The 21,475-nt window shown below is 62.5% G+C and carries 19 protein-coding genes and 2 tRNA genes; 12 read left to right on the top strand and 9 right to left on the bottom strand.

The features are described 5' to 3' along the window. Window positions 1-22: 22 nt before the first annotated feature. Entirely contained in the window at window positions 23-1,621 is a 1,599-nt protein-coding gene (locus A0W34_RS18350; protein ID WP_081558052.1) for a glycoside hydrolase family 13 protein, read from the bottom strand. Window positions 1,622-1,791: 170 nt separating this feature from the next. Here A0W34_RS18350 and A0W34_RS18345 point away from each other — a divergent pair, with 170 nt between their 5' ends. Continuing rightward, window positions 1,792-2,220, top strand: a complete 429-nt coding sequence (locus A0W34_RS18345; protein WP_228232653.1) for a cupin domain-containing protein — start codon at window positions 1,792-1,794, stop codon at window positions 2,218-2,220. 4 nt (window positions 2,221-2,224) lie between these two features. Here A0W34_RS18345 and A0W34_RS18340 read toward each other — a convergent pair whose 3' ends face one another. Beyond that, window positions 2,225-2,632, bottom strand: a complete 408-nt coding sequence (locus A0W34_RS18340) for a globin (RefSeq protein WP_003944464.1) — start codon at window positions 2,630-2,632, stop codon at window positions 2,225-2,227. A 182-nt stretch (window positions 2,633-2,814) separates the two neighbouring features. Between A0W34_RS18340 and A0W34_RS18335 the strand changes: the two genes are divergently transcribed. From A0W34_RS18335 to A0W34_RS18325, 3 genes are all read left to right on the top strand, one after another. Next, window positions 2,815-3,513, top strand: a complete 699-nt coding sequence (locus tag A0W34_RS18335) for an HNH endonuclease (RefSeq protein WP_172403517.1) — start codon at window positions 2,815-2,817, stop codon at window positions 3,511-3,513. A gap of 118 nt (window positions 3,514-3,631) precedes the next feature. Then, window positions 3,632-3,895: an aa3-type cytochrome oxidase subunit CtaJ gene (gene ctaJ / locus A0W34_RS18330; protein WP_007730943.1), complete on the top strand. Its 264-nt coding sequence runs from the start codon at window positions 3,632-3,634 to the stop codon at window positions 3,893-3,895. Next, entirely contained in the window at window positions 3,882-4,361 is a 480-nt protein-coding gene (locus A0W34_RS18325) for a DUF5130 domain-containing protein (RefSeq protein WP_003944512.1), read from the top strand. Before ctaJ ends, A0W34_RS18325 begins: the two co-directional genes overlap by 14 nt. A 71-nt stretch (window positions 4,362-4,432) precedes the next feature. Here the strand turns inward: A0W34_RS18325 and pepN are convergent, their stop codons facing one another. Both pepN and A0W34_RS18315 read right to left on the bottom strand, forming a co-directional pair. Then, window positions 4,433-7,012, bottom strand: coding sequence for an aminopeptidase N (pepN, locus tag A0W34_RS18320; protein WP_081558051.1), 2,580 nt, complete (start codon window positions 7,010-7,012; stop codon window positions 4,433-4,435). Between the two features lie 65 nt (window positions 7,013-7,077). Next, the gene (locus A0W34_RS18315) at window positions 7,078-8,313 is read right to left on the bottom strand and encodes an NAD(P)/FAD-dependent oxidoreductase (protein ID WP_081558050.1); all 1,236 of its coding nucleotides are present in this window, start codon (window positions 8,311-8,313) and stop codon (window positions 7,078-7,080) included. Window positions 8,314-8,479: 166 nt separating this feature from the next. On the opposite strand from A0W34_RS18315, the gene A0W34_RS18310 reads away from it, so the two are divergent. After that, a complete protein-coding gene (locus tag A0W34_RS18310) occupies window positions 8,480-9,103 on the top strand; it encodes a DsbA family oxidoreductase (protein ID WP_003944541.1) in 624 nt (207 codons plus the stop codon). Here the strand turns inward: A0W34_RS18310 and A0W34_RS18305 are convergent. After that, window positions 9,091-9,969 (bottom strand): M48 family metallopeptidase, encoded by an 879-nt coding sequence (locus tag A0W34_RS18305; protein ID WP_042923839.1) that lies wholly within the window; start codon window positions 9,967-9,969, stop codon window positions 9,091-9,093. The genes A0W34_RS18310 and A0W34_RS18305 overlap by 13 nt on opposite strands. Window positions 9,970-10,069: 100 nt before the next feature. Here A0W34_RS18305 and A0W34_RS18300 point away from each other — a divergent pair, with 100 nt between their 5' ends. Next, window positions 10,070-10,543, top strand: a complete 474-nt coding sequence (locus A0W34_RS18300; RefSeq protein WP_003944571.1) for a ribose-5-phosphate isomerase — start codon at window positions 10,070-10,072, stop codon at window positions 10,541-10,543. A gap of 15 nt (window positions 10,544-10,558) precedes the next feature. Beyond that, on the top strand, window positions 10,559-11,356 hold the full coding sequence (locus A0W34_RS18295) for an Fpg/Nei family DNA glycosylase (protein WP_003944531.1): 798 nt from the start codon (window positions 10,559-10,561) through the stop codon (window positions 11,354-11,356). Here the strand turns inward: A0W34_RS18295 and A0W34_RS18290 are convergent. Together A0W34_RS18290 and A0W34_RS18285 are read right to left on the bottom strand one after the other, a co-directional pair. After that, window positions 11,353-12,129, bottom strand: coding sequence for a hypothetical protein (locus tag A0W34_RS18290; protein ID WP_050654637.1), 777 nt, complete (start codon window positions 12,127-12,129; stop codon window positions 11,353-11,355). The genes A0W34_RS18295 and A0W34_RS18290 overlap by 4 nt on opposite strands. A gap of 194 nt (window positions 12,130-12,323) precedes the next feature. Then, window positions 12,324-12,397: transfer RNA gene (locus A0W34_RS18285), tRNA-Gly, on the bottom strand. Between the two features lie 408 nt (window positions 12,398-12,805). Here A0W34_RS18285 and A0W34_RS18280 point away from each other — a divergent pair. The 5 genes from A0W34_RS18280 (at window position 12,806) to clpX (ending at window position 17,530) form a co-directional block, all read left to right on the top strand. Beyond that, window positions 12,806-12,879: transfer RNA gene (locus A0W34_RS18280), tRNA-Pro, on the top strand. Between the two features lie 149 nt (window positions 12,880-13,028). Then, on the top strand, window positions 13,029-14,402 hold the full coding sequence (gene tig, locus A0W34_RS18275; RefSeq protein ID WP_007730958.1) for a trigger factor: 1,374 nt from the start codon (window positions 13,029-13,031) through the stop codon (window positions 14,400-14,402). 216 nt (window positions 14,403-14,618) lie between these two features. Further along, window positions 14,619-15,206 carry an ATP-dependent Clp protease proteolytic subunit gene (locus A0W34_RS18270; protein ID WP_007730960.1) on the top strand — a complete coding sequence of 196 codons (588 nt, stop codon included), beginning with the start codon at window positions 14,619-14,621 and terminating at the stop codon, window positions 15,204-15,206. 48 nt (window positions 15,207-15,254) lie between these two features. Then, window positions 15,255-15,917 (top strand): ATP-dependent Clp protease proteolytic subunit, encoded by a 663-nt coding sequence (locus A0W34_RS18265; RefSeq protein WP_003944539.1) that lies wholly within the window; start codon window positions 15,255-15,257, stop codon window positions 15,915-15,917. A gap of 332 nt (window positions 15,918-16,249) precedes the next feature. Further along, window positions 16,250-17,530, top strand: a complete 1,281-nt coding sequence (clpX, locus tag A0W34_RS18260; protein WP_003944582.1) for an ATP-dependent Clp protease ATP-binding subunit ClpX — start codon at window positions 16,250-16,252, stop codon at window positions 17,528-17,530. Window positions 17,531-17,664: 134 nt separating this feature from the next. Here the strand turns inward: clpX and A0W34_RS18255 are convergent, their stop codons facing one another. Both A0W34_RS18255 and A0W34_RS18250 read right to left on the bottom strand, forming a co-directional pair. After that, window positions 17,665-19,002, bottom strand: a complete 1,338-nt coding sequence (locus tag A0W34_RS18255; protein ID WP_042450291.1) for an MFS transporter — start codon at window positions 19,000-19,002, stop codon at window positions 17,665-17,667. Window positions 19,003-19,205: 203 nt separating this feature from the next. Next, window positions 19,206-21,428 carry a glycoside hydrolase family 3 C-terminal domain-containing protein gene (locus A0W34_RS18250; RefSeq protein WP_081558830.1) on the bottom strand — a complete coding sequence of 741 codons (2,223 nt, stop codon included), beginning with the start codon at window positions 21,426-21,428 and terminating at the stop codon, window positions 19,206-19,208. Window positions 21,429-21,475 lie beyond the last annotated feature (47 nt).

The following is a 21,475-nucleotide window of genomic DNA, read 5'->3' as shown; positions in this document are numbered from 1 at the left end:
GGGTGGCGGGTGCGGTGTTCTCTCAGATCAGCCACGCCGCAGCGTTGACGGGTAGTTGACCGTCGACGAGTGGCGCGCTGCTCAACAGCAGCTGCCCGTTCGGCAGTGCGATCGGCGCCTCTGTGGTGTTGAGAGCACAGATCAGACCACCGCGTCGACGGAAAGCGAGGCAGCCCGGGGGGCTGCCGTACCAATCGATGTCGGCGCCGGAGAACTCCGGCCTGGCGCTACGAAGTTCGAGGGCGGCGCGATAAAGCGAGAGCATCGAGTCGACGTCCTCGATCTGCGCCTCCACCGTGAGCGTCGACCACTCGCGTGGCATCGGCAACCAGGTGCTCGCGCTGGTGGTGAATCCGAACGGGGGTTCGCTTCCTTCCCACGGAAGGGGCACTCGGCAGCCGTCGCGTCCTCGCTCGGCATGTCCGGATCGTTCCCAGACCGGGTCCTGTAGTGCCTCGTCGGGCAGGTCGACGTTCGGCAGGCCGAGTTCGGCTCCGTTGTAGATGAAGCTCGCGCCCGGAAGCGCCAGTTCGACGAGGATCATCGCCCGTGCGCGTTGGGTTCCGATCTCACCCCCGCCGTAGCGCGTGACTTCACGTTCGACGTCGTGATTCGACAGCGTCCACGTGGGCACACCCCCGACCTCGGCGACGGCCGCAAGAGAGTTCTCCACGGCCTCCCGGACGGACTCGGCGGAGAATTCGGTTTCTGCAAGTCGGAAGTTGAATCCGAGATGCAGTTCGTCTGGCCGGATGTATTCGCCGAACTTCTGGTTGTCCTTCACCCAGATCTCGCCGACGGTCATCGCCTCCGGGAACTCGTCCATGACCTTGCGGATGCCGCGGTGGATTTCGTGAACTGCCGGGTTGTTGAACCGCGGGTCGTCGTCGGAATTGCGCATGAGCTCGTTGAGCTCCCAGTCGTGGTCCGGCAAACCGTCGGGCTTGGCCATTCCGTGGGCCACGTCGATGCGGAATCCGTCGATTCCGCGCTCGAGCCAGAAGCGCAGAGTCTTGGCGAGGTCGTCGAAGACCTCGGGGTTGTCCCAGTTCAGGTCGGGCTGTTCCTTGGCGAAGATGTGCAGGTACCACTGGCCGGGTGTTCCGTCGGCTTTGGTGACGCGGGTCCACGCCGGGCCGCCGAAGATGCTCGGCCAGTTGTTCGGCGGTTCGTTGCCGTTCTCACCTTTGCCGTCTCGGAAGATGTAACGGGATCGCTCCGCCGAATCGGGCGCCGACGCCAGGGCTGCCTTGAACCACTCGTGCTGATCACTCGTGTGGTTCGGGACCAGGTCCATCGTGACCTTGATTCCGCGTTCGTGGGCTGACGTGATCAGCGAATCCATCGTCGCCAGATCGCCGAACAGGGGATCGATGTCGCGAGGATCCGAGACGTCGTAGCCGTGGTCTGCCATCGGTGACTTCATCACCGGGCTCAACCAGATTGCATCGATGCCGAGCAGTTCGAGGTAGCCGAGTTTCTCCTCGACTCCGCCGAGGTCGCCGATACCGTCGCTGCCCGAATCGGCAAAAGAACGCGGATAGATCTGATAGAAGACCGCCTCGTTCCACCACGGGGCTTCGGGCCGGCTTACAGAGGACGAATCCGCGGGGGTGCTCACAGCAGTTCATAGTGCCAAACGTCTGGCACTCTCACGACTTGGACACGGCAAAAGCGTGACTCTTTACCTAGCCTTGGTGTACTTTGCATTCACGCGGTGACACCATGTGGCAACTTTGGTGTTACTGCTGGGGGAGAAGTATTCGGGAATTCAACCAAGGGGGCTTGGCCTTGACTTTGTCGGCAATCGAAGCGGTCAGTTTGGATCATGTACTGCTCGAAGATGATCCGATCAACCGCGACTGGATAATCTTCGGCACACCGGTTGCACGGTCGGCGCAATGGTCGGCGAGTAAAGACGGGACCACGACTACACACGTCTGGGATTGCACGAAGGGGCGCTTCCGCTGGTACTTCCACGCGGACGAAATCGTGCACATCATCGAAGGGTCGGTCACCGTTCAGGCCGACGGAATCGCCGAGCGAACCCTGAGTGTCGGCGATGCCGCACTCTTCCGTGCGGGCAGTTGGTCGGAGTGGGAGGTCGAAGAGTACGTGCGCAAGCATGCAATCTTGAGTTCGCCCCTGCATCCCACGGTGTCGTTCGGGGTACGCGCTGCCCGCCGGGTCGCGCGCGTGTTCAGGCCGAAGGCTAAGTAGACGGTCAGATAGCGGAGTTCACCATGGACGCGGCAGCCATCTCCATGTAGTCGATCAACTGCTTGCGGTGCACCGGGCTCAGAGTCTTCTCGTCGATGGACGCGATGGCGACGTGCATGCACCGCAGCCACGCATCACGCTCGATCGGGCCGATCACGAATGGATTGTGGCGCATCCGCAGACGCGGGTGTCCACGCTCCTCCGAGTACGTGTGCGGTCCGCCCCAGTACTGCTCGAGGAACATCCGCATCCGCCGCTCGGCCGGGCCGAGATCGGCCTCGGGGTAGAGCGGGCGCACAACCTCGTCCTTCGCGACCTCTTCGTAAAATCGCGCGGTGAGCTTGTGAAACGTCTCGGCTCCGCCGACGGCGTCGTAGAAGGTCTGCTGCACGTCGTGCTGTACGTCATTCATGGCAAGTTCCATTGTGCCTGACGGCCGTAGTGGTCGGTTTCCGGGTCGACGACGGTTGTATCGAGTCGGAGTGCGTACCCATTCACCGGAAATTCACCGGCCGTCCTGGCAATTTTGTTCGAAATGGGAGTGCGTAACGCGATCATCCGTGGTCAACTTGGGGGCAGTCTCCCGGAGGTCGTATGAAGAACCGACATGCTGCACGCAATCACCGACAACTCCAGCCCACTAGCGCGCGGAACGACCACGCGTTAGGGGCTGTTCTGGAAGTTGTTCCTGACGGGTTCGCGCACACTACCGACCCACTCTTTTCCGACGAGCATTCTCACCTCGAGATGTTCCCTCCCGATCGCGTCGTCCCCGAGTGGGTGAAACGTCGGGTGCTACTGCTCAACGTCACGTACGAACCGCTGACCGCCCTTCCTGCCAGGCGCGCGGTCGTACTGATGGCCTGCGGCAAGGCCGATACCGTCCACGAGGACGAACAGGGCCCGGTAGTCCATTCCGCGGACTGGTCGGTGCAGGTTCCCTCGGTCATTCGATTGCGCACCTACGTGCGCGTTCCATATCGCGCCCGCATCCCCATGACTCGTGCCGCGCTGATGCATCGTGACCACTTCCGATGTGCGTACTGCGGAGCCAAAGCCGAAACCATCGACCACGTCGTTCCTCGCAGCAGAGGTGGCGGGCATTCGTGGGAGAACTGCGTCGCGTGCTGTGCCCCCTGCAATCACCGCAAGGCAGACAAGATGCTCAGCGAACTCGGATGGACCCTCCGTGCGGAATTGGTCCCGCCGTCCGGACCTCACTGGCGTCTGCTCGCGGCGACCAAGGAATTGCATCCGGCGTGGATGCCGTATCTCGGCGTGGGCGCAGCCTGAGCAATGTGTCGGCGTGGGCGCAGCCTGAATTGAGTTCTAGCGTCACCGAAACGAAATTGCCCGAGAATTTGTGGCCCTGACGCTTTCCTTCCTGGCGTTCTGGGCTACGTTATCTGGTGTGAGCATTCTCGAGGTAGTACTGATATACGTTGGGATTCCGGCCTTGATCACCGCGTTCTTCGCGGCTGCGTCCTTCCTCGGGAAGAAGACGCCGGGACCGGTTCCGCCGGCGTTCCATCTCGGTGAGTCGTGGGATCACGCTCCCGTGCTGTGGAGTGCTGTCGACGAGGTCACCGTTCGCGGTGGCCATCACGGCAGTGCACACGCAATCGAAGCCGGTTCGGCTGATCTGATCGGAGGGTCCGCAAGTGGCAAGTGGTGATCATTCGACCGCGCTCGCAGTAGCGCCCGAGGACCTGCCCGTCGGCAGCGTCGTCACGTCCAGTGGACGCGTATCCGGTGTGCATCGCATCGGCGAGCCGTTCACCGACGATCTTCCGTTCGAGACCATGGATCTGGTCGCGCTCGACGTCGCGATGACCGAAGCGACGCGGGCCACCAAGGTGCGGTTCAACGCGTACGTCGGTGATCTCGGTTCTGATCCGGCAGCGGGTGCCGACGCATTGTTCCCGACCACGCCCGAAGCCGAGCGTTCCGTCCTGATCGCCGTTTCGCCCAACCAGCGCACCGTCGAGGTTCGCAGCGGTCGGGCAATCGCCGATCGGGTCACCGATCGTGTTACCCAGCTCGGAGCAACGGCAGCTGTTGCATCCTTCAGTGAAGGCAACCTGATCGACGGACTGATCAGCGCTATCCGCGTTATGGCAGCCGCGATTTCAGCGCCGTAACTGTTTGTCAGACACAGGCCGGTGCCCGCGTCGATTCGTGAGAATCGACGCGGGCACCGGCCTTTCGCATGTCAGCTCGCGTCGAACTTTCGTGCTGCGAGTGAACGAACCACGCCGGCCTGGCCTTCGACGACCAGGCGACGCAACGCGGGAGGGATGTCGCCTTCGAGGAACCGGTCTGCTGCCGCTACGGATTCGTCCGAGATCGACCACGACGGGTAGAGCCCGATGACGACGGTCTGTGCCACTTCGCTCGAGCGTCGTTCCCACACCGCCGCGATATCGGCGAAGTAGCGGGAGACGAAGGGCTCGAGCAATTCGTCCTGGCCTTCGCGAGCGAACCCGCCGATGATCGATCGCGCGGTGATGTTGGGCACGGAGTCGTCGCCGACGACCTTCGCCCAGACCTCTTCCTTGACAGCGGCCTGCGGACGTCCGGCCGCGGCCGCCGCGGCTTGACGAGCGCCCGCAGCGGTCGGGTCACGCTGAGCTTCGGCGTCGATGAACGGAGTTGTGGTTCCTTCGGCGTCGATCTCACCGGCGGCCGCGAGTGCCCCGACGATGCGCCAGCGCAGGTCCGTGTCGACGATCAGGCCGTCGAGCCCAACGGTGGAGGGATCGGCGTCGAGCAATTCGCGCAGTACCTCGGTGTGCCACGGGGAGAGTGCTGCGCCGGTGAGTGCGTTGACGAATGCCAGCTGGTGGTCGGACCCGGCCTCTGCCTCACGTGCGAGTTCGAGCAACCGATTGGCGAAGCTCGCCGCGCCTTCGGCCTCGGCCCAGGCCGGATCTGCGTAGGAGCCGATGGCGGTTTGGGCTTGGAGCAAGAGACGTTGCACCACACCGACTTCGGTCTCCGAACTGATGCCGCGCTCGACCAGCGCGACGAAGTCGCGTGCCTTCAGTTCGGCTTGACGGGTCATTTCCCACGCCGCCGACCAGACCAGGGTGCGGGGGAGTGAGTCGGTGATGTCGCCGACCCGCTCGATCGCCGTCGCCAACGATTCGGGATCGAGTCGCACGGAGCCGTAGGTGAGATCGTCGTCGTTGACCAACACGAGTGCACCGCGGGCGACGCCGACAAGTTCGGGGACATCCGTGCTTTCCGCGGCATCGAGGTCGAGTTCGACGCGATGGCTTCGTACCAACTTGCCGTCGAGGTCGTCGTAGATGCCGATGGCGATCCGGTGGATTCGCCGCTCGCCGGCGCCTGGTGCAGCACCGTCCTGCAGGACGGCGAAGCGGGTGAACTTTCCGTCTGCGTCGACATCGAAGTCGGGGCGCAGGATGTTCAAACCGGTGGTCTTGAGCCACTGCCGACCCCAGTCGGAAAGGTCACGGCCCGAGGACTTTTCGAGTGAGCCCAGCAGATCGTCGAAGGTTGCGTTTCCGAATGCGTGCTCACGGAAGTACTCACGCAGTCCGGCGAGGAACGGCTCGAGTCCGACGTATGCCACCAACTGCTTGAGGACGCTGGCGCCCTTCGCGTACGTGATGCCGTCGAAGTTCACCTCGACGGCGGCCAGGTCCGGAATGTCCGCGGCAATCGGGTGCGTCGACGGCAACTGGTCCTGGCGGTACGCCCACGACTTCTCGACGTTGGCGAACGTCGTCCAGGCGTTCGTGTACTCCGTGGCCTCGGTCTGGCACAGGACCGAAGCGAAGGTCGCGAACGACTCGTTGAGCCACAGGTCGTCCCACCACGCCATCGTGACGAGGTCGCCGAACCACATGTGCGCCATTTCGTGCAGGACCGTTTCGGCACGACGTTCGTACGAGTAGCGGGTCACCTTGGAGCGGAAGACGTAGTCCTCGAGGAATGTCACGGCGCCGGCATTCTCCATCGCGCCGGCATTGAATTCGGGGACGAAGAGCTGGTCGTACTTGCCGAAAGCATAGGGAACACCGAAGTTGCGGTGATAGAAGTCGAATCCCTGCTTGGTCTCGGTGAACAGTCGCTCCTCGTCCATGAACTCGGCCAGCGAAGCGCGGCAGAAGATTCCGAGCGGGATGTCGCCGTGCTCGTCGGAGTAGTTGTCGGTCCACTGCGCGTAGGGACCTGCGATGAGCGCTACCAGGTACGTGCTCATCTTCGGGGTGGTCCTGAAGACGTGCTTGCCGGGATCGGCGGCAAGGGTCTCGACGACCGCGGAGTTGGAGATGACCTTCCACGACGTGGGAGCGGTGACGCGGACGTCGAACGTGGCCTTGAGATCAGGCTGATCGAAGCACGCGAACATGCGCTTGGCGTCGGCCGTCTCGAACTGTGAATAGAGGTAGACGGAGTCATCGGTCGGGTCGACGAATCGGTGCAGTCCCTCGCCGGTGTGGGAGTAGATGCAATCGGCCTCGATGACCAACTCGTTGTCGGCAGCGAGATCAGGCAGGCTGATGCCCGTCGACTCGTCGTAGCCGGAGACGTCGAGCGCGGTGCCGTTGAGGACCGCGGAATGGACTCTGGCCGCGACGATGTCGATGAAGCTGCTTGCTCCGGCCGTGGCGGTGAACGTGACGGTGGTCTTCGAGGAGAACGTCTCCTCGCCGGGTGCGTCTTTGCCGTCGGTGAGATCGAGTTCGATCAGGTAGTTCTCGACGGTCAGGATTGCTGACCGTTGCGCTGCGGTTTCGCGTGTCAGGTTCGGTGCGACCACAAAGATCTCCTCGTAGATGGTGCGGATCTATTACGTCCATCCCATCACGAAGAGAACGACTTCACTCAAGCGGACACTTCTGCCAGCGGAATCTCCGGATCGGCCAACCGCTCCGGATCGACGGGACGCGAAGACGCGACCAATTCCTTGATGGCGTCACCGGCATCCCAGATGTTCACGTTCATGCCGGCGAGCACCTTGTTCGCGGAATCGAGCCAGAATGCCAGGAACTCGCGCTTGTCAACGTCGCCGCGAGTGACGACACTCGAGTAGCCGCCGTGCGGTGCGTGACCTACGTATTCCATTCCGAGGTCGTACTGATCGGTGAAGAAATACGGCATGCGGACGTACTCGGCGGGCCGTCCCAACATGGTCTCTGCGGCCGTCTCGGGTTGGTTGAGTGCGTTTGCCCAGTGCTCCACCCGAATTCGTGCATTCAGAATCGGATGCTGTGCGGCCGCGATGTCACCCACTGCGACCACGTCGGGGTCGCTGCTCTGCAGACCGGCGTCGACGAGAACCCCGTTGTCGACGTCGATACCCGCCTCCGATGCCAACTCGGTGTTCGGCAATGCGCCGACAGCGATCAACACGGCGTCGGCCGGAATCACGGTTCCATCGCTCAAAGTGACGCCCGAGGCGTGACCGCCGTCGACAGAGATTGCGGTGACGTCCGTGCCGGTGCGTAAGTCCACCCCGTTCTGGCGGTGCAGTGCGGCGAAGACCTCACCCATTTCCGGGCCGAGGGTCGATTCGAGCGGAAGTCCGGCATGCTCGAGCACGGTGACGTCGACGTCGAAACCGCGAGCTGACGCGGCAATTTCGAGGCCGATCCAGCCGGCACCGATCACGACGAGCTTCTTGTCGGCGGCCAGGGTGCGCAGCAGCGCGGCGGCCTGATCGACTGTTCGCACGTAGTGAACGCCCTCGGCGTCGGATCCCGGGATGTCGAGGCGCCGCGACCGCGAACCGGTGGCCAAGGCGAGCTTGTCGTAGCTGATCGTGGAACCGTCCGGAAGTGACACGGTGTGCGCAGCGGGGTCGATGGCCGTTGCCGTCGTTCCCGGGCGAAGATCGACATGATGGTCCCGAAACCACTCGCCGTCGTGGACGGTGAATTCGGGGAGTGTCTTCTTGCCTGCGAAGAACTCTTTCGACAGCGGCGGACGCTCGTACGGGAGGTGGTCTTCTTCACTCAATACGGTGATCTCACCGTCGAAATCTCTGTCACGCAGGGCTTCTGCGATCTTTGCGCCCGCGAGCCCGCCGCCGACGATCACGAATCTCCGGTTGGTGCTCATTACTGAACCACTCCTTCGTACTCGTTTCTTTTCGACACTACTGCGATCGGGAGGTGGTTCGGGGGAAAGCGCGGGAAGGATTGCGGGTTCATGATTGTTGCCAGAACGGGAGTATGTCCCCGAACTGATATGACCTGACCGACATGAACTGATAGGGAGTTTCTTCGTGAGCGCAACCTCGAGCAAGACCACGGACACTGCTGACTTCTGGTTCGATCCGCTCTGCCCGTGGTGCTGGATCACCTCACGCTGGATTCTCGAGGCCCAGCAGGTACGCGACATCGAGGCCAAGTTCCACGTGATGAGCCTTGCGGTTCTCAACGAGGGCCGTGACCTTCCCGACGAGTACCGGGAGATGATGACCAAGGCCTGGGGCCCGGTCCGTGTCGCCATCGCTGCAGCGCAGCTGAAGGGTGACGAGATCCTGCTGCCGCTGTACACGGCTATGGGGACGAAGATTCACAACGAGGGCAACAAGGACTTCGCCGACGTCATCAAGTCGTCCCTCGCCGAGGTCGGCCTGCCACCTGAACTGGCCGAGGCCGCCGACACCGACAAGTACGACGAGGCTCTGCGCGAGAGCCACCACAAGGGCATGGACGCCGTCGGACCCGACGTCGGAACCCCGACGATCCATGTCAACGGTGTGGCGTTCTTCGGCCCCGTGCTCTCACGCATCCCGCGCGGCGAGGACGCAGGCAAGGTGTGGGACGGCGCAGTCGCGCTGGCCGGCTACCCCCACTTCTTCGAGCTCAAGCGGACCCGCAACGAGGATCCTCAGTTCGACTGAGCGGCAGTGAGCGCCGGATTTCGGTAGAGCTGACCCGGCCGGAAGAACAGATGCCCTGAGTGCGTGCGGTTGCGAAGCGCAGCCGCACGCCAGGTCAGCACCGGATGCGACGACAAGATGTTGACGAACCACGGGAAGAACCCGGATTCGAGTGTCGCCCGATCGGCCAGTTCGTCGAACCCGACCAGACCCACCAGATACTTTCCCGCGCCTAGGACGCCCATCGCGCCCGGTGCACCCTGCGGACGCATGTGAAAGCCGAAGTTGTCCGCCGTGTACTCCATGGAACGCGACAGCGAAGACCCGATCACCGGAATGTAGTTCGACGCGAACTGTCCCCACTGGCGCCAGTACGACGCATGCCCGGCAGCGATGTGGCCGACCTCGTGGCCGATGATGAATGCGAGCGCATCGGGCTCGCGTGCCTGCCCACCGACTTCGAACAGGTCGCTGTAGACGACGACGAAACGGCGAAATCCGTGCCCCGACGCGAACGCGTTGATCCGTCCGTTCCCCAGCACGACGTAGGCATCCGGCGGAGTTTTCATGCCGAACCGTGCCGCAGCCTCGGCAACGAGCTGATACCCCTCCGGAAACTGTGAAGGCGTCATCTTGATTCCGTTGACCTGTTGCGATCCGTACAGCTGACCTCGCGCGAGGAACAGCAGGATCGGAGCCGCGAGCACCACGAGGATCCACGTCGACAGATCACCCGCAGCGATCAGAACGATCGCCACCACATAAGTGACGACCGTCGTCAGCACCGCGAGCACGAGTAGCGGGATTTCCCACGGGTGGCGAACGGCGTCACTGCCCGGTGACACACGAACGGCGGGTGCAGCGGCCTGGCCGTTGACGGGGTACATGGGCACCACGATAGGTGTGCTCGCGCGGCGATGCGTGTTCCTGAAAGTGTGACGTCGACCCGGGTGCGCCCGGCTGGTCGGGCCTGAGAGAATTGTCGCCATGCGCGTATACCTGGGTGCCGACCATGCCGGATTCGAACGTAAGAACGAGATCATCGAACACCTGAAAGCGAACGGCCACGAGGCCATCGACTGTGGTGCTCACGAGTACGACGCCGTGGACGACTACCCGGCTTTCTGCATCGAAGCCGCAAAGCGCGTCGTCGCCGACGAAGGCAGCCTGGGAATCGTCCTGGGTGGCAGTGGCAACGGCGAGCAGATCGCAGCGAACAAGGTTCCCGGCGCACGGTGCGCCCTCGCTTGGAGCGTCGAAACGGCGAAGCTGGCACGTGAGCACAACAACGCTCAGCTGATCGGCATCGGCGGGCGTATGCATTCCCTCGAGGAATCGCTTGCCATCGTCGACGCTTTCCTCGCCACCGCATGGTCGGGTGAAGAGCGCCACCAGCGTCGTATCGACATCCTGTCCGAGTACGAGAAGACCGGCGTCGCACCGGCTCTGCCGCAAGCCTGATCCGAAAGTTGTTCCGTGCCTGAAGGTCATACCCTGCACCGGCTGGCACGGTTGCATGCCCGCAAGTTCGTCGGTTCACCGGTCCGCGTCCTCAGTCCGCAAGGCAGATTCGCCGAGGACGCGCGCCTGGTGGACGGACACGTACTCACGTCCTCGGATGCCTGGGGAAAGCACCTCTGGCACACGTACGACAACGGTCTGACAGTTCACGTACACCTCGGGTTGTACGGAAAGTTCACCGACGCCGCCCTGCCGATGGAAGAACCGGTAGGTCAGGTCCGGATGCGTATGGTCGGTGCCGATTTCGGCACCGACCTTCGTGGTCCCACCGCCTGCGAAGTCCTGCTACCTCCTCAGGTCGCCGCGATCGAGGCCAGACTCGGGCCGGACCCACTGCGCCGCGACGCGGATCCAGAGAAGGCCTGGTTGCGAATCTCCAAGTCCAAGACGGCAATCGGCGCCCTGCTGATGGACCAGGCGGTCCTGGCGGGTGTCGGCAACGTCTATCGCGCCGAACTTCTCTTTCGTCACGGAATCAACCCTGAACGACCGGGGAATCTCGTCTCTCACGGCGAGTGGACCGCCATGTGGGCAGACCTAGTCGAATTGATGAAAGTCGGCGTCAGACGCGGGAAGATGCACGTCGTTCGCGCCGAGCACGACAACGGAGATCCGGCGTACGCGAAGGATCGTCCGCGTACCTATGTCTACAGAAGAGCAGGATCGCCGTGCCGCGTGTGCGGCACACCGATCCTGCATTCCGTCATGAAGGCACGAAACCTGTTCTGGTGCCCGGTCTGTCAGTCGGCTTAGAAGTCGAAGCCGCCGAAGTCCCCGCCGCCCCCGAAATCCATTCCGCCTCCGTCGCCACCAGACCAGTCGCTTCCGCCGTCAGCGGTGTAGTCCGTGTTGTCGATACTTCCTTGGTCGGCGCCGGGATCACCGGCGTCCATACCCTGATCTCCCGAGTCACCGGAGCCTGTGTCGGCGCCGGGATCGCCACCCTGGGCGAAAGCCTCTGCGCCGTAAGGAACCCCGGCCATGCCGGAGAACATGGTCGAGAACAGCATCATCGAACCCAGACCCCAGGCGCCGGCGACGAGTGCAGGCTTCCACCAGGGTTCGGAGTACCAGCCGGCCGGGACCGGGCGTCCGGCGACTCGGCCACCGGGGTAGTAGTTGGGTGTGTGCGACGACGGATTGGGTGATGCGGCGACCTTGCGGCCCTCGAATTCGACCTCACGGTCTTCGGTGACCGAACCGGCAGCCTTCTGTCCGTCGATGGAAGGAACTTCCGGTCCCGGATCCATGCCCATCGCCACCCGTGCCGCGCGGATGTAGTAAAGCCCTTCCAGTGCAGTCTGTTTCGCGAGACGTGCTTGGACCGGCGTTGCGGCCTGATCGATCTGCGAGCCTGCGGCGTTGTACCGTTCGGCCGCGTCGGCGAGGGCTTGGCGCGACGCGTCGTCACTGCCGGTCAGGTTGTAGACCTGACCGCCGAGGCGTTCGATCGCCTGCCGGGCATCGGCTTTCGCATCGTCGAGTTGTGTTGCGCTGTGGCCGGAACCGCGTTGCTGGCTTTTCATGACCAGAAATACGACTACGGCCAGAACGACGAGTATGAGAAGAATCGTGGTCACGAGTGGCCTCCCGAGCAGAATCGATCCGGACAACTCCAGGATACGGACCGCAGGGGAGTGGTCTGAGTGGACAAAGTCGGAATACAGAAAATCCGCACCGGCTGGGCCGATGCGGATCTTTTGTGGAGTTTCCCTCCTGATGGAGGGGATGACGGGAATCGAACCCGCGTGATCAGTTTGGAAGACTGAGGCTCTACCATTGAGCTACATCCCCGTGCATACGACAACTCGGGATCGCCGTGTTCGTCGTCTGCGATACGAAACTGTACCCAATGCCCCACCGGATTTCATAATCGGGGGGTCGGAGAAGTTCGAGACCGTCGTTCACCTGGGGAATTGGCGAATTGCTCGGCGAGTCGGGGTGTCTCGGCCGCAGGCGCGACTTCTGATTCCGGCTCTGAATGGCAGTTGAGGCAAGGCTGTATGTGGCTGCCGTATGTGGCTGCCGTCGGATGACATACTGACGGGGTCGACAGCCGGGCCGTGTACAAATGGCGGTCGGGTTCGTGAGAGAGTAGTGAGCGCGATAGGGTTGTGCGCGGTCACCGATGGTGGCTGCCTTTGTGGCCCGCTGTCTTAGTGGCCTCGGATGGCCGTATCGTGTGTTTCATGTGATCGGAAACGGGATGTAGCGCAGCTTGGTAGCGCATCCGCTTTGGGAGCGGAGGGTCGCAGGTTCAAATCCTGTCATCCCGACAAGTACGTACATGGCACTTCACCTCCAGTAAGTCCGGGAGTGAAGTGCCGCGCCAGACAGCAGTACCGAACACACAGCACTACCGAACACACAGCAGTACCGATTCAACACAAGTTGTGAGCAAGACCAGACGAAGGAGCGAAGTTTCGTGAAGAGCACCGTCGAGCAGCTCAGCCCGACGCGAGTCCGTATCAACGTTGAGGTGCCCTTCGCGGAACTCAAGTCTGATTTCGACAAGGCCTACAAGGCCCTCGCGCAGCAGATTCGTCTCCCCGGCTTCCGTCCCGGCAAGGCTCCGGCCCGCCTCCTCGAAGCGCGTGTCGGTCGCGGCGCTGTGCTCGAGCAGGTCGTCAACGACGCTCTGCCGTCGCGTTACTCCGAGGCTGTCACCAGCGCCGGCGTGAAGGCCATCGGCCAGCCCGAGATCGAGGTCACCAAGATCGAAGACGGCGAACTCCTCGAGTTCACCGCCGAGGTCGACGTGCGCCCGGAGATCGAGCTCCCTGACTTCAGCTCCATCAACGTCGAGGTCGATCCGATCGAGATCACCGACGAAGCCATCGAAGAGCAGCTGCTTTCGCTGCGTCAGCGTTTCGGCACCCTCACCGGCGTCGACCGCGCAGTCGAGGACGGCGACTTCGTCTCCATCGACCTGTCGGCCACCGTCGACGGCGAGAACGTTGCCGAGGCAACCGCGAGCGGACTGTCGCACGAGGTCGGTTCGGGCCAGCTCATCGAGGGCCTCGACGAAGCCATCATCGGCCTCAAGGCGGGGGAGTCCAAGGACTTCACGTCGACGCTGGTCGCCGGCGAGTACGCAGGCAAGGAAGCTGTTGTCACCGTGACCGTGCAGACGGTCAAGGAGCGCGAGCTTCCGGCTGAGGACGACGAGTTCGCTCAGCTCGCCAGCGAGTTCGACACCCTGGAAGAACTGAAGGCTGACCTCCGTGAGCGCGTCGCACGCGTCCGCAAGGTCGAGCAGGCCGGTCAGATCCGCGACAAGGTTCTCGAGCAGCTGCTCGAGACCGTCGAGGTTCCGTTGCCGGAGGCCGTCGTCAAGGCTGAGGTCGACGCTGCACTGCACGACGCCGTTCACGGTCTCGATCACGACGAAGAGGCACTGAACAAGCTCCTCGAAGAGCAGGGCAGCAGCCGCGAAGAGTTCGACAAGGATGCACAGGAAGCCGCTGAGCGCTCCGTCAAGACGCAGCTCTTGCTCGACTCGATTGCCGATGCGGGCAACGTCACCGTCGGTCAGGACGAGCTCACCGAGCGCATCCTGTTCCAGGCGCAGCGTTACGGCATGGCTCCTGAGCAGTTCATCCAGCAGATCCAGCAGGCCAACCAGCTCGGCGCCGTCTTCGCAGACGTCCGTCGTGGCAAGGCTCTCGCGTCCGTCGTCGAGTCGGCCGGTGTCAAGGACACCTCCGGCGCAGTTGTCGACACCGCAGAGCTGTTCGGCAGCAGTGAGGCCGAAACCGAAGCGGACGAGTCTGATTCCGCCGAGAGCGAAGACAAGTAAAAACGCAGGCGGACGGGTGTTTTCACCACGATCGACTGCACTGAGTTTTCCGCTTTGAGCGAAGTAGGGCGGCACCGGGACTCCGGTGCCGCCCTACTTCGTTACTGTCTGTGTCAGTAGAAGTGTTTCGCATAGACGATCCACCGCACAAGTAGATCCACATAGAAGGCAGGTACCGTGACTTCCAATCACCTGGAGACTTTGCAGAGTCCCGCCATGACTTCAGCGACCGCTGGGTTGAACCTCAGCGACTCGGTGTACGAGCGCTTGCTGCGAGAGCGCATCATTTTCCTCGGTACCCAGGTCGACGACGACATCGCCAACAAGCTGTGCGCACAGATCCTGCTGCTCTCGGCCGAGGACCCGACGCGAGACATCTCGCTCTACATCAACTCGCCCGGTGGATCCGTGACCGCAGGTATGGCGATCTTCGACACGATGCAGTTCGCCGAGTGCGACATCGCCACCTTCGGCATGGGCCTTGCGGCGTCGATGGGTCAGTTCCTGCTCTCGGCAGGCACCAAGGGCAAGCGCTACGCACTGCCTCACGCCCGCATCATGATGCACCAGCCGTCCGCCGGCATCGGTGGTTCCGCCAGTGACATCGCGATCATGGCCGAGCAGTTCAAGCACACCAAGCGCGAAATGGCCGAGCTGATTGCTCAGCACACCGGCCAGACGGTCGAGCAGATCACCGCGGACTCCGATCGTGACCGTTGGTTCACGGCGAAGGAAGCTCTCGAGTACGGCTTCGTCGACCACGTCGTCTCCCGTGCGAATCAGGCCGGCGGCACCGGCAACTGAGCCGGTTCGCCCGTCCTTTCGCTGCCCAATTCATACTTTGGAGAACTGATGACCAATCTTTTCGGAGCTAACTCGCTGGGCGGCCAGGCGCCGTCGGGCCCCCAATCGCGTTACATCCTGCCCCAGTTCACGGAGCAGACCAGCTACGGCGTCAAGACGTCCGACCCGTACAACAAGCTGTTCGAGGAGCGCATCATCTTCCTCGGCTCGCAGGTCGACGACGTGTCCGCCAACGACCTCATGGCGCAGTTGCTGGTTCTCGAATCGCAGGATCCGGACCGCGACATCACGATGTACATCAACTCGCCCGGTGGTTCTTTCACCGCGCTGATGGCGATCTACGACACGATGCAGTACGTCCGTGCCGACATTTCCACCGTCTGCCTCGGTCAGGCTGCTTCGGCAGCTGCCGTGCTTCTGGCCGGCGGTACGCCGGGCAAGCGCTTCGCGCTCCCCAACTCGCGCATTCTGATCCACCAGCCGGCTACGGGCGGCATCCAGGGTCAGGTTTCCGATCTGGAGATCCAGGCTGCGGAGATCGAGCGTATGCGTCGGCTCATGGAGAGCACGCTGTCGCTGCACACGGGTAAGGATCCGGAGACCATCCGCGTCGACACCGATCGCGACAAGATCCTCACGGCCGAGCAGGCCAAGGAGTACGGCATCATCGACGACGTGCTGGCTTACCGGAAGCTCAGCGCACAGAAGTAGTCGATTTCCGCCTCGTGCCGAGGATCTGTTACCCGATTCCCGACACGAGGCGGACACGTCGAGAAGTGCCTGGTGGAGCGCTTGCCAGGCTGAAATCTCGACTCTTTTCTTTTTTATCCGCAGACGAAACGCCGAGAACAGGTCGACCCCGTTCGGGATCTGCGGGTACCGTCACTTCACGGGCTGGTTCTCGACCGGCGTTCTGCGATTGTTCGACCAGATTTGTTCGATCAGTTTGTCTGATCTGACAACTACCGAAGTACTGCGGAGCGTCTCGACCGATCGAGTGGCGGCGAGTGCACGTACATGATGGAAAGTAGGGACCTCACGAGATGGCACGCATCGGCGACGGCGGGGATCTGCTCAAGTGCTCTTTCTGCGGTAAGAGTCAGAAGCAGGTCAAAAAGCTCATTGCAGGACCCGGGGTGTACATCTGCGACGAGTGCATCGACCTCTGCAACGAGATCATCGAAGAGGAATTGGCCGAATCGAGCGAGGTCAAGCTCGACGAGCTTCCCAAGCCTGCGGAGATCCGAGAATTCCTCGAGAACTACGTCATCGGTCAGGACTCCGCCAAGCGGACGTTGGCCGTGGCCGTCTACAACCACTACAAGCGCATTCAGGCCGGCGACAAGGGCCGTGACGCGCGGGGTGAGACGGTTGAGCTCGCGAAATCCAACATCTTGATGCTCGGCCCCACCGGCTGTGGCAAGACGTATCTCGCTCAGACTCTCGCGAAGATGCTCAACGTCCCGTTCGCCATCGCTGACGCGACGGCGTTGACCGAGGCCGGTTACGTCGGTGAGGACGTCGAGAACATTCTGCTCAAACTGATTCAGGCTGCCGACTACGACGTCAAGCGCGCCGAGACCGGAATCATCTACATCGACGAGGTCGACAAGATCGCCCGTAAGAGCGAGAACCCGTCGATCACGCGTGACGTCTCCGGCGAAGGCGTTCAGCAGGCGTTGCTGAAGATCCTCGAAGGTACGCAGGCAAGCGTCCCGCCGCAGGGTGGCCGTAAGCATCCGCACCAGGAATTCATTCAGATCGACACCACGAACGTGCTGTTCATCGTCGCGGGCGCTTTCGCAGGTCTCGAGCGGATCGTCTCCGATCGTGTCGGCAAGCGCGGTATCGGATTCGGTGCCGAGGTTCGGTCGAAGGCGGAACTGGATACGGTCGATCGTTTCGCCGAGGTCATGCCGGAGGATTTGATCAAGTTCGGTCTGATTCCAGAGTTCATCGGCCGTTTGCCGATGATCGCGTCGGTGACCAACCTCGACAAGGAATCGCTCGTTCAGATCTTGTCGGAGCCCAAGAACGCTCTCGTCAAGCAGTACCGTCGCCTGTTCGACATGGACGGCGTCGAGCTCGAGTTCACCGAAGAAGCGCTCGACGCTATCGCCGATCAGGCGATCTTGCGTGGAACCGGCGCTCGTGGCCTGCGCGCCATCATGGAAGAGGTTCTTCTTCCCGTGATGTACGACATTCCCAGCCGTGACGACGTCGAAAAGGTGGTCGTCACCGCGGAGACCGTCAACGACAACGTACTTCCGACCATCGTTCCGCGTAAGCCGGAACGTGGCGAGCGTCGCGACAAGACGGCGTAGAACTTCAAAACGACTGTGGCCCGGTATCTCTCGCGAGATGCCGGGCCACAGTGGTTCGTGCAACACAGTGGTTCGTGCAACACAGTGGTTCGTGCAACACAGTGGTTCGTGCAGGATGTCTGTCGGGTATTCGGCTAGATCGGGTTGCCGAGTTCCTTGAGGGGAGTGCGGAACGTCTCCTTGGCGGTGAACGCCGAGAGCGCGCAGATGACGCAGGCCACCGAAGTCAGAATGGCAACGGGCATCCAGTGTGTCTTGTCGCCGCCCATGAGGGCGTTGCCGATGGCGGGGGCAAAGCCTGCGAGGGCGAAGCCGACCTGGGTGCCGATCGCAATGCCCGAGTAGCGGACCTTGGTGTTGAACATCTCGGAGTAGAACGACGGCCAGATGGCATTCGGGGCAGCGTAGAAGACGGACATCAATCCGATTGCGGCGAGGAAGATCAGGGGAACGTTGCCGCTGGCGATTGCGCCGAAGTACACGTAGATGAACACCGCGCTACCGAGGGCGCCACCGATGAACAGCGGCCTGCGACCGATCCGGTCGGAGAGCATCGCCCAGGCGGGCTGACTGAGCAGGGCTACGGCGTTGGCTGCGATGGCAACCCAGAGCATGGTCGACTTCGGAATCCCCACTTCTTCGGTGGTGGCGAAAGCGAGACCGAAGACGGAGAAGATGGTCGAGACGACGGCGATGAAAGCGCAGCAGATCACGCGAATCAGATTTGCGCTGTGGGTGCGAAGAAGATCGGCAACAGGCAATTTGGCGACGGTCTTGGATTCCTGCTGCTCGGTGAACTCTTCGGGCTCTTCGAGCTTGAGACGCATGATGTATGCCGCGACCAGAACGATCAGGCTGCCCCAGAACGGGATTCGCCAGCCCCACGTGTAGAGGATGTCGTCGGGGAGCGCGGCGATGGGCAGGAATACGAGGCTGGCGAGGATGAAGCCGGCCTGGGTGCCGTTGAGGGTCCAACTGCAGAAGAACGCGCGTCGGCCTTCGGGGGCGTGTTCGAGCGTCAGTGAGCTGGCACCGCTCTGTTCACCCGCGGCGGAGATGCCCTGAGCGATTCTCATCAGGACAAGAAGGATCGGTGCAAGAACTCCGATCGAATCGGCGCTGGGAATACATCCGATGAGGAAGGTGGCTGCGCCCATCAGAATGAGCGTGAGCAGCATGATCTTCTTGCGGCCGACGCGGTCACCGAAATGGCCGAGGACTACAGCGCCGAGGGGACGCGCGACGTACGCGACACCGAAGGTGGCCAGCGAAAGCAGAGCCGCATGTCCGCTGTCCGGGAAGAACACCGTGGGGAAGATGAGCGCAGCGGCGGAGGCGTAGATGTAGAAGTCGTAGTACTCGAGCATGCTGCCGAGAAACGACGATGTTGCGGCGCGCTTGACCTTGGTCGTATCCGGCCTGGCCAAGGATCCTGCCTCGGGGCCGGACGGTGTAACCGTGCTAGCTGACATGCTCATCTCCTGGGTGGAAGCGTCGTGGAGGCTCTACATCCGCCGATGGTGTTCGTCGAGAGTGTTCGTATCGAGAACGTCTGTGCGGAGAGCGATACAAGGAATGTAACCGACGCCACAGCAACTACACAAGATTATTAACCAAATAGTTCATAAAAATCTACTGGCGGTCACGCTGCTCGTCGAAACCGCAGTTCAGGGAGTTAGGGGGCCGGCTGTGCTGCGGCCGCCACCAACTGCTCCACCTGTTCCTCGGTGATGCCAAGGCCGAAGGTGGCGAGTTTTCCGAGCGGCATCGAGCCTGCGAGTGCCATCATCTCTGGGCTGACCGCCTGTGCGCCGTCGCCCGCTGCGGCAGCCATGGCGGTGCCGAGAACTGCGCTGCCGACGGGATGGGCGAGCCATTCGCCGATGGTCGACATGGCGTCGAGCGTGCCGACGCCGACGTTCCCGGCCAGGGTGATCGTGTCGGTGGTTGCGATGTCCCGAGACGAGAAGCCGACGCGGATCTCGTAGTCGCCGGCCTCGATCGCCCAGTCCTGCGCCGCGACGGACCAATAGGCAAATGCCCTGCTGTCGAGCGTGATGGTCACAGTCGCGGATTCGTCGGGGTCGAGGTGGACCTTGGCAAAGCCTTTCAATTCCTGCGCGGGTCGATCGATGCTTGCCGAGGCGTCGTGGACGTAGACCTGAACGACGCTGCTGCCCGATCGGTCGCCGCTGTTGCGCACGGTGACGGTCACTTCGGCGGAGTTCTCACCGGCCTCGACGGAGGTATCGGTGATGTCGAAGGTGGTGTAGCTCAGCCCGAACCCGAACGGGTACGCCACTTCGCGCAGCGCGGAGTCGTAGTAGCGGTATCCCACGTACAGGCCTTCGCCGTAGCGGACGTGCTGCTGTGATCCCGGGAAATACAGATACGACGGATTGTCGTGGAGGCGAAGCGGAATGGTCTCCGTCAGGCGCCCGGACGGATTCGTGATGCCGAACAGAAGATCGGCAATCGCAGAGCCGCCGGCCTGGCCGAGTAGCCAGCCCTCGAGGATTGCGGCGGCATGATCTTTCCAAGGCTCGATCGAAACCACCCCGCCGTTGGCGAGCACGACAACAGTGTTCGGATTCGCTCCGTGCACCGCTTCCAGTAGGGCAATCTGATCGGCGGGTAGATCGATGTCGGTCCGGTCGAATCCTTCGGATTCGGTGGCGGACGGTAGTCCGAGGAACAGCACGGCGACGTCAGCGCGGCGTGCGGCGTCGACAGCCTCGGTGACCATGTCGTCGTCCGGAGTGCCGTCGAAGGTGAAGCCCGGTGCGAAGGTGACGCGGTCGGCGCCTTCGAGGTCGAGGATCGCGTCCAAGGCATTGTCGAGCTTGGTTGGAACCACCTGTGAACTGCCGGCCCCCTGGTACCGCGGGCTGCACGCGAATTCGCCGATCACCGCGACAGTTTGCCCGCCGGGGGTCAGCGGCAGTAGTTCTCCGTCGTTGGCCAGCAAGACAGCGGACTCCGCTGCAGCGGTCCGTGCCAGTGCGTGGTGACGCTCGACGTCGTACGTGTGGCCCTCGGTGCGCGCGGCGGCGGTGCGTTTCACCAGCGTCGACAGTCGTTCGGCGGCAGTGGTGAGCACGGATTCGTCAAGGTCGCCGCCGCGCACGGCGTCGACGATCTGGGTATCGGTTCCGGTCGGCGGCATTTCCAGGTCGAGGCCCGCGGCGAGTGCCGCCACGCGGTCGTTGACCGCTCCCCAGTCCGAAACGACGAGGCCGTCGAAGCCCCACTGTTCGCGGAGTACCTCGGTGAGCAGCCAATGGTTCTGGCTCGCGTACACACCGTTGATCTTGTTGTACGAGCACATGACCGTCGTCGGGGCCGCAGTCTTGACGGCGTATTCGAAGCCGGCCAGATAGATCTCGCGCAGCGTCCGTTCGTCGACGTCGGCACTGACTCTCATCCGGTCGTGTTCTTGGTTGTTGGCAGCGAAGTGCTTGAGCGAGGTTCCGACGCCGCGAGACTGGATGCCGGTGATCAGCGCTGCCGCGACGCGGCCGGAGAGGAATGGGTCCTCGGAGACGTATTCGAAATTCCTGCCACACAAGGGTGATCGTTTGATGTTGATGCCTGGGCCGAGGAGGACCGAGACCTGTTCGGCTTTGGCTTCGTCGCCCAGAGCCTCACCGACCTGGCGGATGAGGTCGAGGTTCCACGACGAGCCCAACCCGACCGCCGGTGGGAAACATGTCGCTGGAACGCTGTGGCCGAGTCCGAGTGCATCGCCGCCCTCGGGTTGTTTCCGGACTCCGTGCGGACCGTCGGTCAGGAGTATCGATTCGATTCCGGGAACGGACTGGCTGTGCCAGAAATCCGAGCCCGACGTCAACGACGCCTTCTCCTCGAGTGAAAGCCCGTCTACGTAATTCTCGGTCACGTCATTCCTCCCGGTGGCAGCTGTGAGTTCCACTCACCACCGTAGGG

Source organism: Rhodococcus sp. BH4 (assembly GCF_002079265.1).
In the GTDB taxonomy this organism is placed as follows: domain Bacteria; phylum Actinomycetota; class Actinomycetes; order Mycobacteriales; family Mycobacteriaceae; genus Rhodococcus_F; species Rhodococcus_F qingshengii.
This window is presented reverse-complemented; position numbering and strand designations above follow the sequence as displayed.

Coding starts and splice junctions, on each gene's coding strand:
- A0W34_RS18340 (WP_003944464.1), bottom strand. CDS start 2,632: ATGAATGACGTACAGCACGACGTGCAGCAGACCTTCTACGACGCCGTC.
- A0W34_RS18335 (WP_172403517.1), top strand. CDS start 2,815: ATGAAGAACCGACATGCTGCACGCAATCACCGACAACTCCAGCCCACT.
- A0W34_RS18315 (WP_081558050.1), bottom strand. CDS start 8,313: ATGAGCACCAACCGGAGATTCGTGATCGTCGGCGGCGGGCTCGCGGGC.
- A0W34_RS18305 (WP_042923839.1), bottom strand. CDS start 9,969: ATGTACCCCGTCAACGGCCAGGCCGCTGCACCCGCCGTTCGTGTGTCA.
- A0W34_RS18300 (WP_003944571.1), top strand. CDS start 10,070: ATGCGCGTATACCTGGGTGCCGACCATGCCGGATTCGAACGTAAGAAC.
- A0W34_RS18290 (WP_050654637.1), bottom strand. CDS start 12,129: ATGAAAAGCCAGCAACGCGGTTCCGGCCACAGCGCAACACAACTCGAC.
- A0W34_RS18270 (WP_007730960.1), top strand. CDS start 14,619: ATGACTTCAGCGACCGCTGGGTTGAACCTCAGCGACTCGGTGTACGAG.
- A0W34_RS18265 (WP_003944539.1), top strand. CDS start 15,255: ATGACCAATCTTTTCGGAGCTAACTCGCTGGGCGGCCAGGCGCCGTCG.
- clpX (WP_003944582.1), top strand. CDS start 16,250: ATGGCACGCATCGGCGACGGCGGGGATCTGCTCAAGTGCTCTTTCTGC.
- A0W34_RS18255 (WP_042450291.1), bottom strand. CDS start 19,002: ATGTCAGCTAGCACGGTTACACCGTCCGGCCCCGAGGCAGGATCCTTG.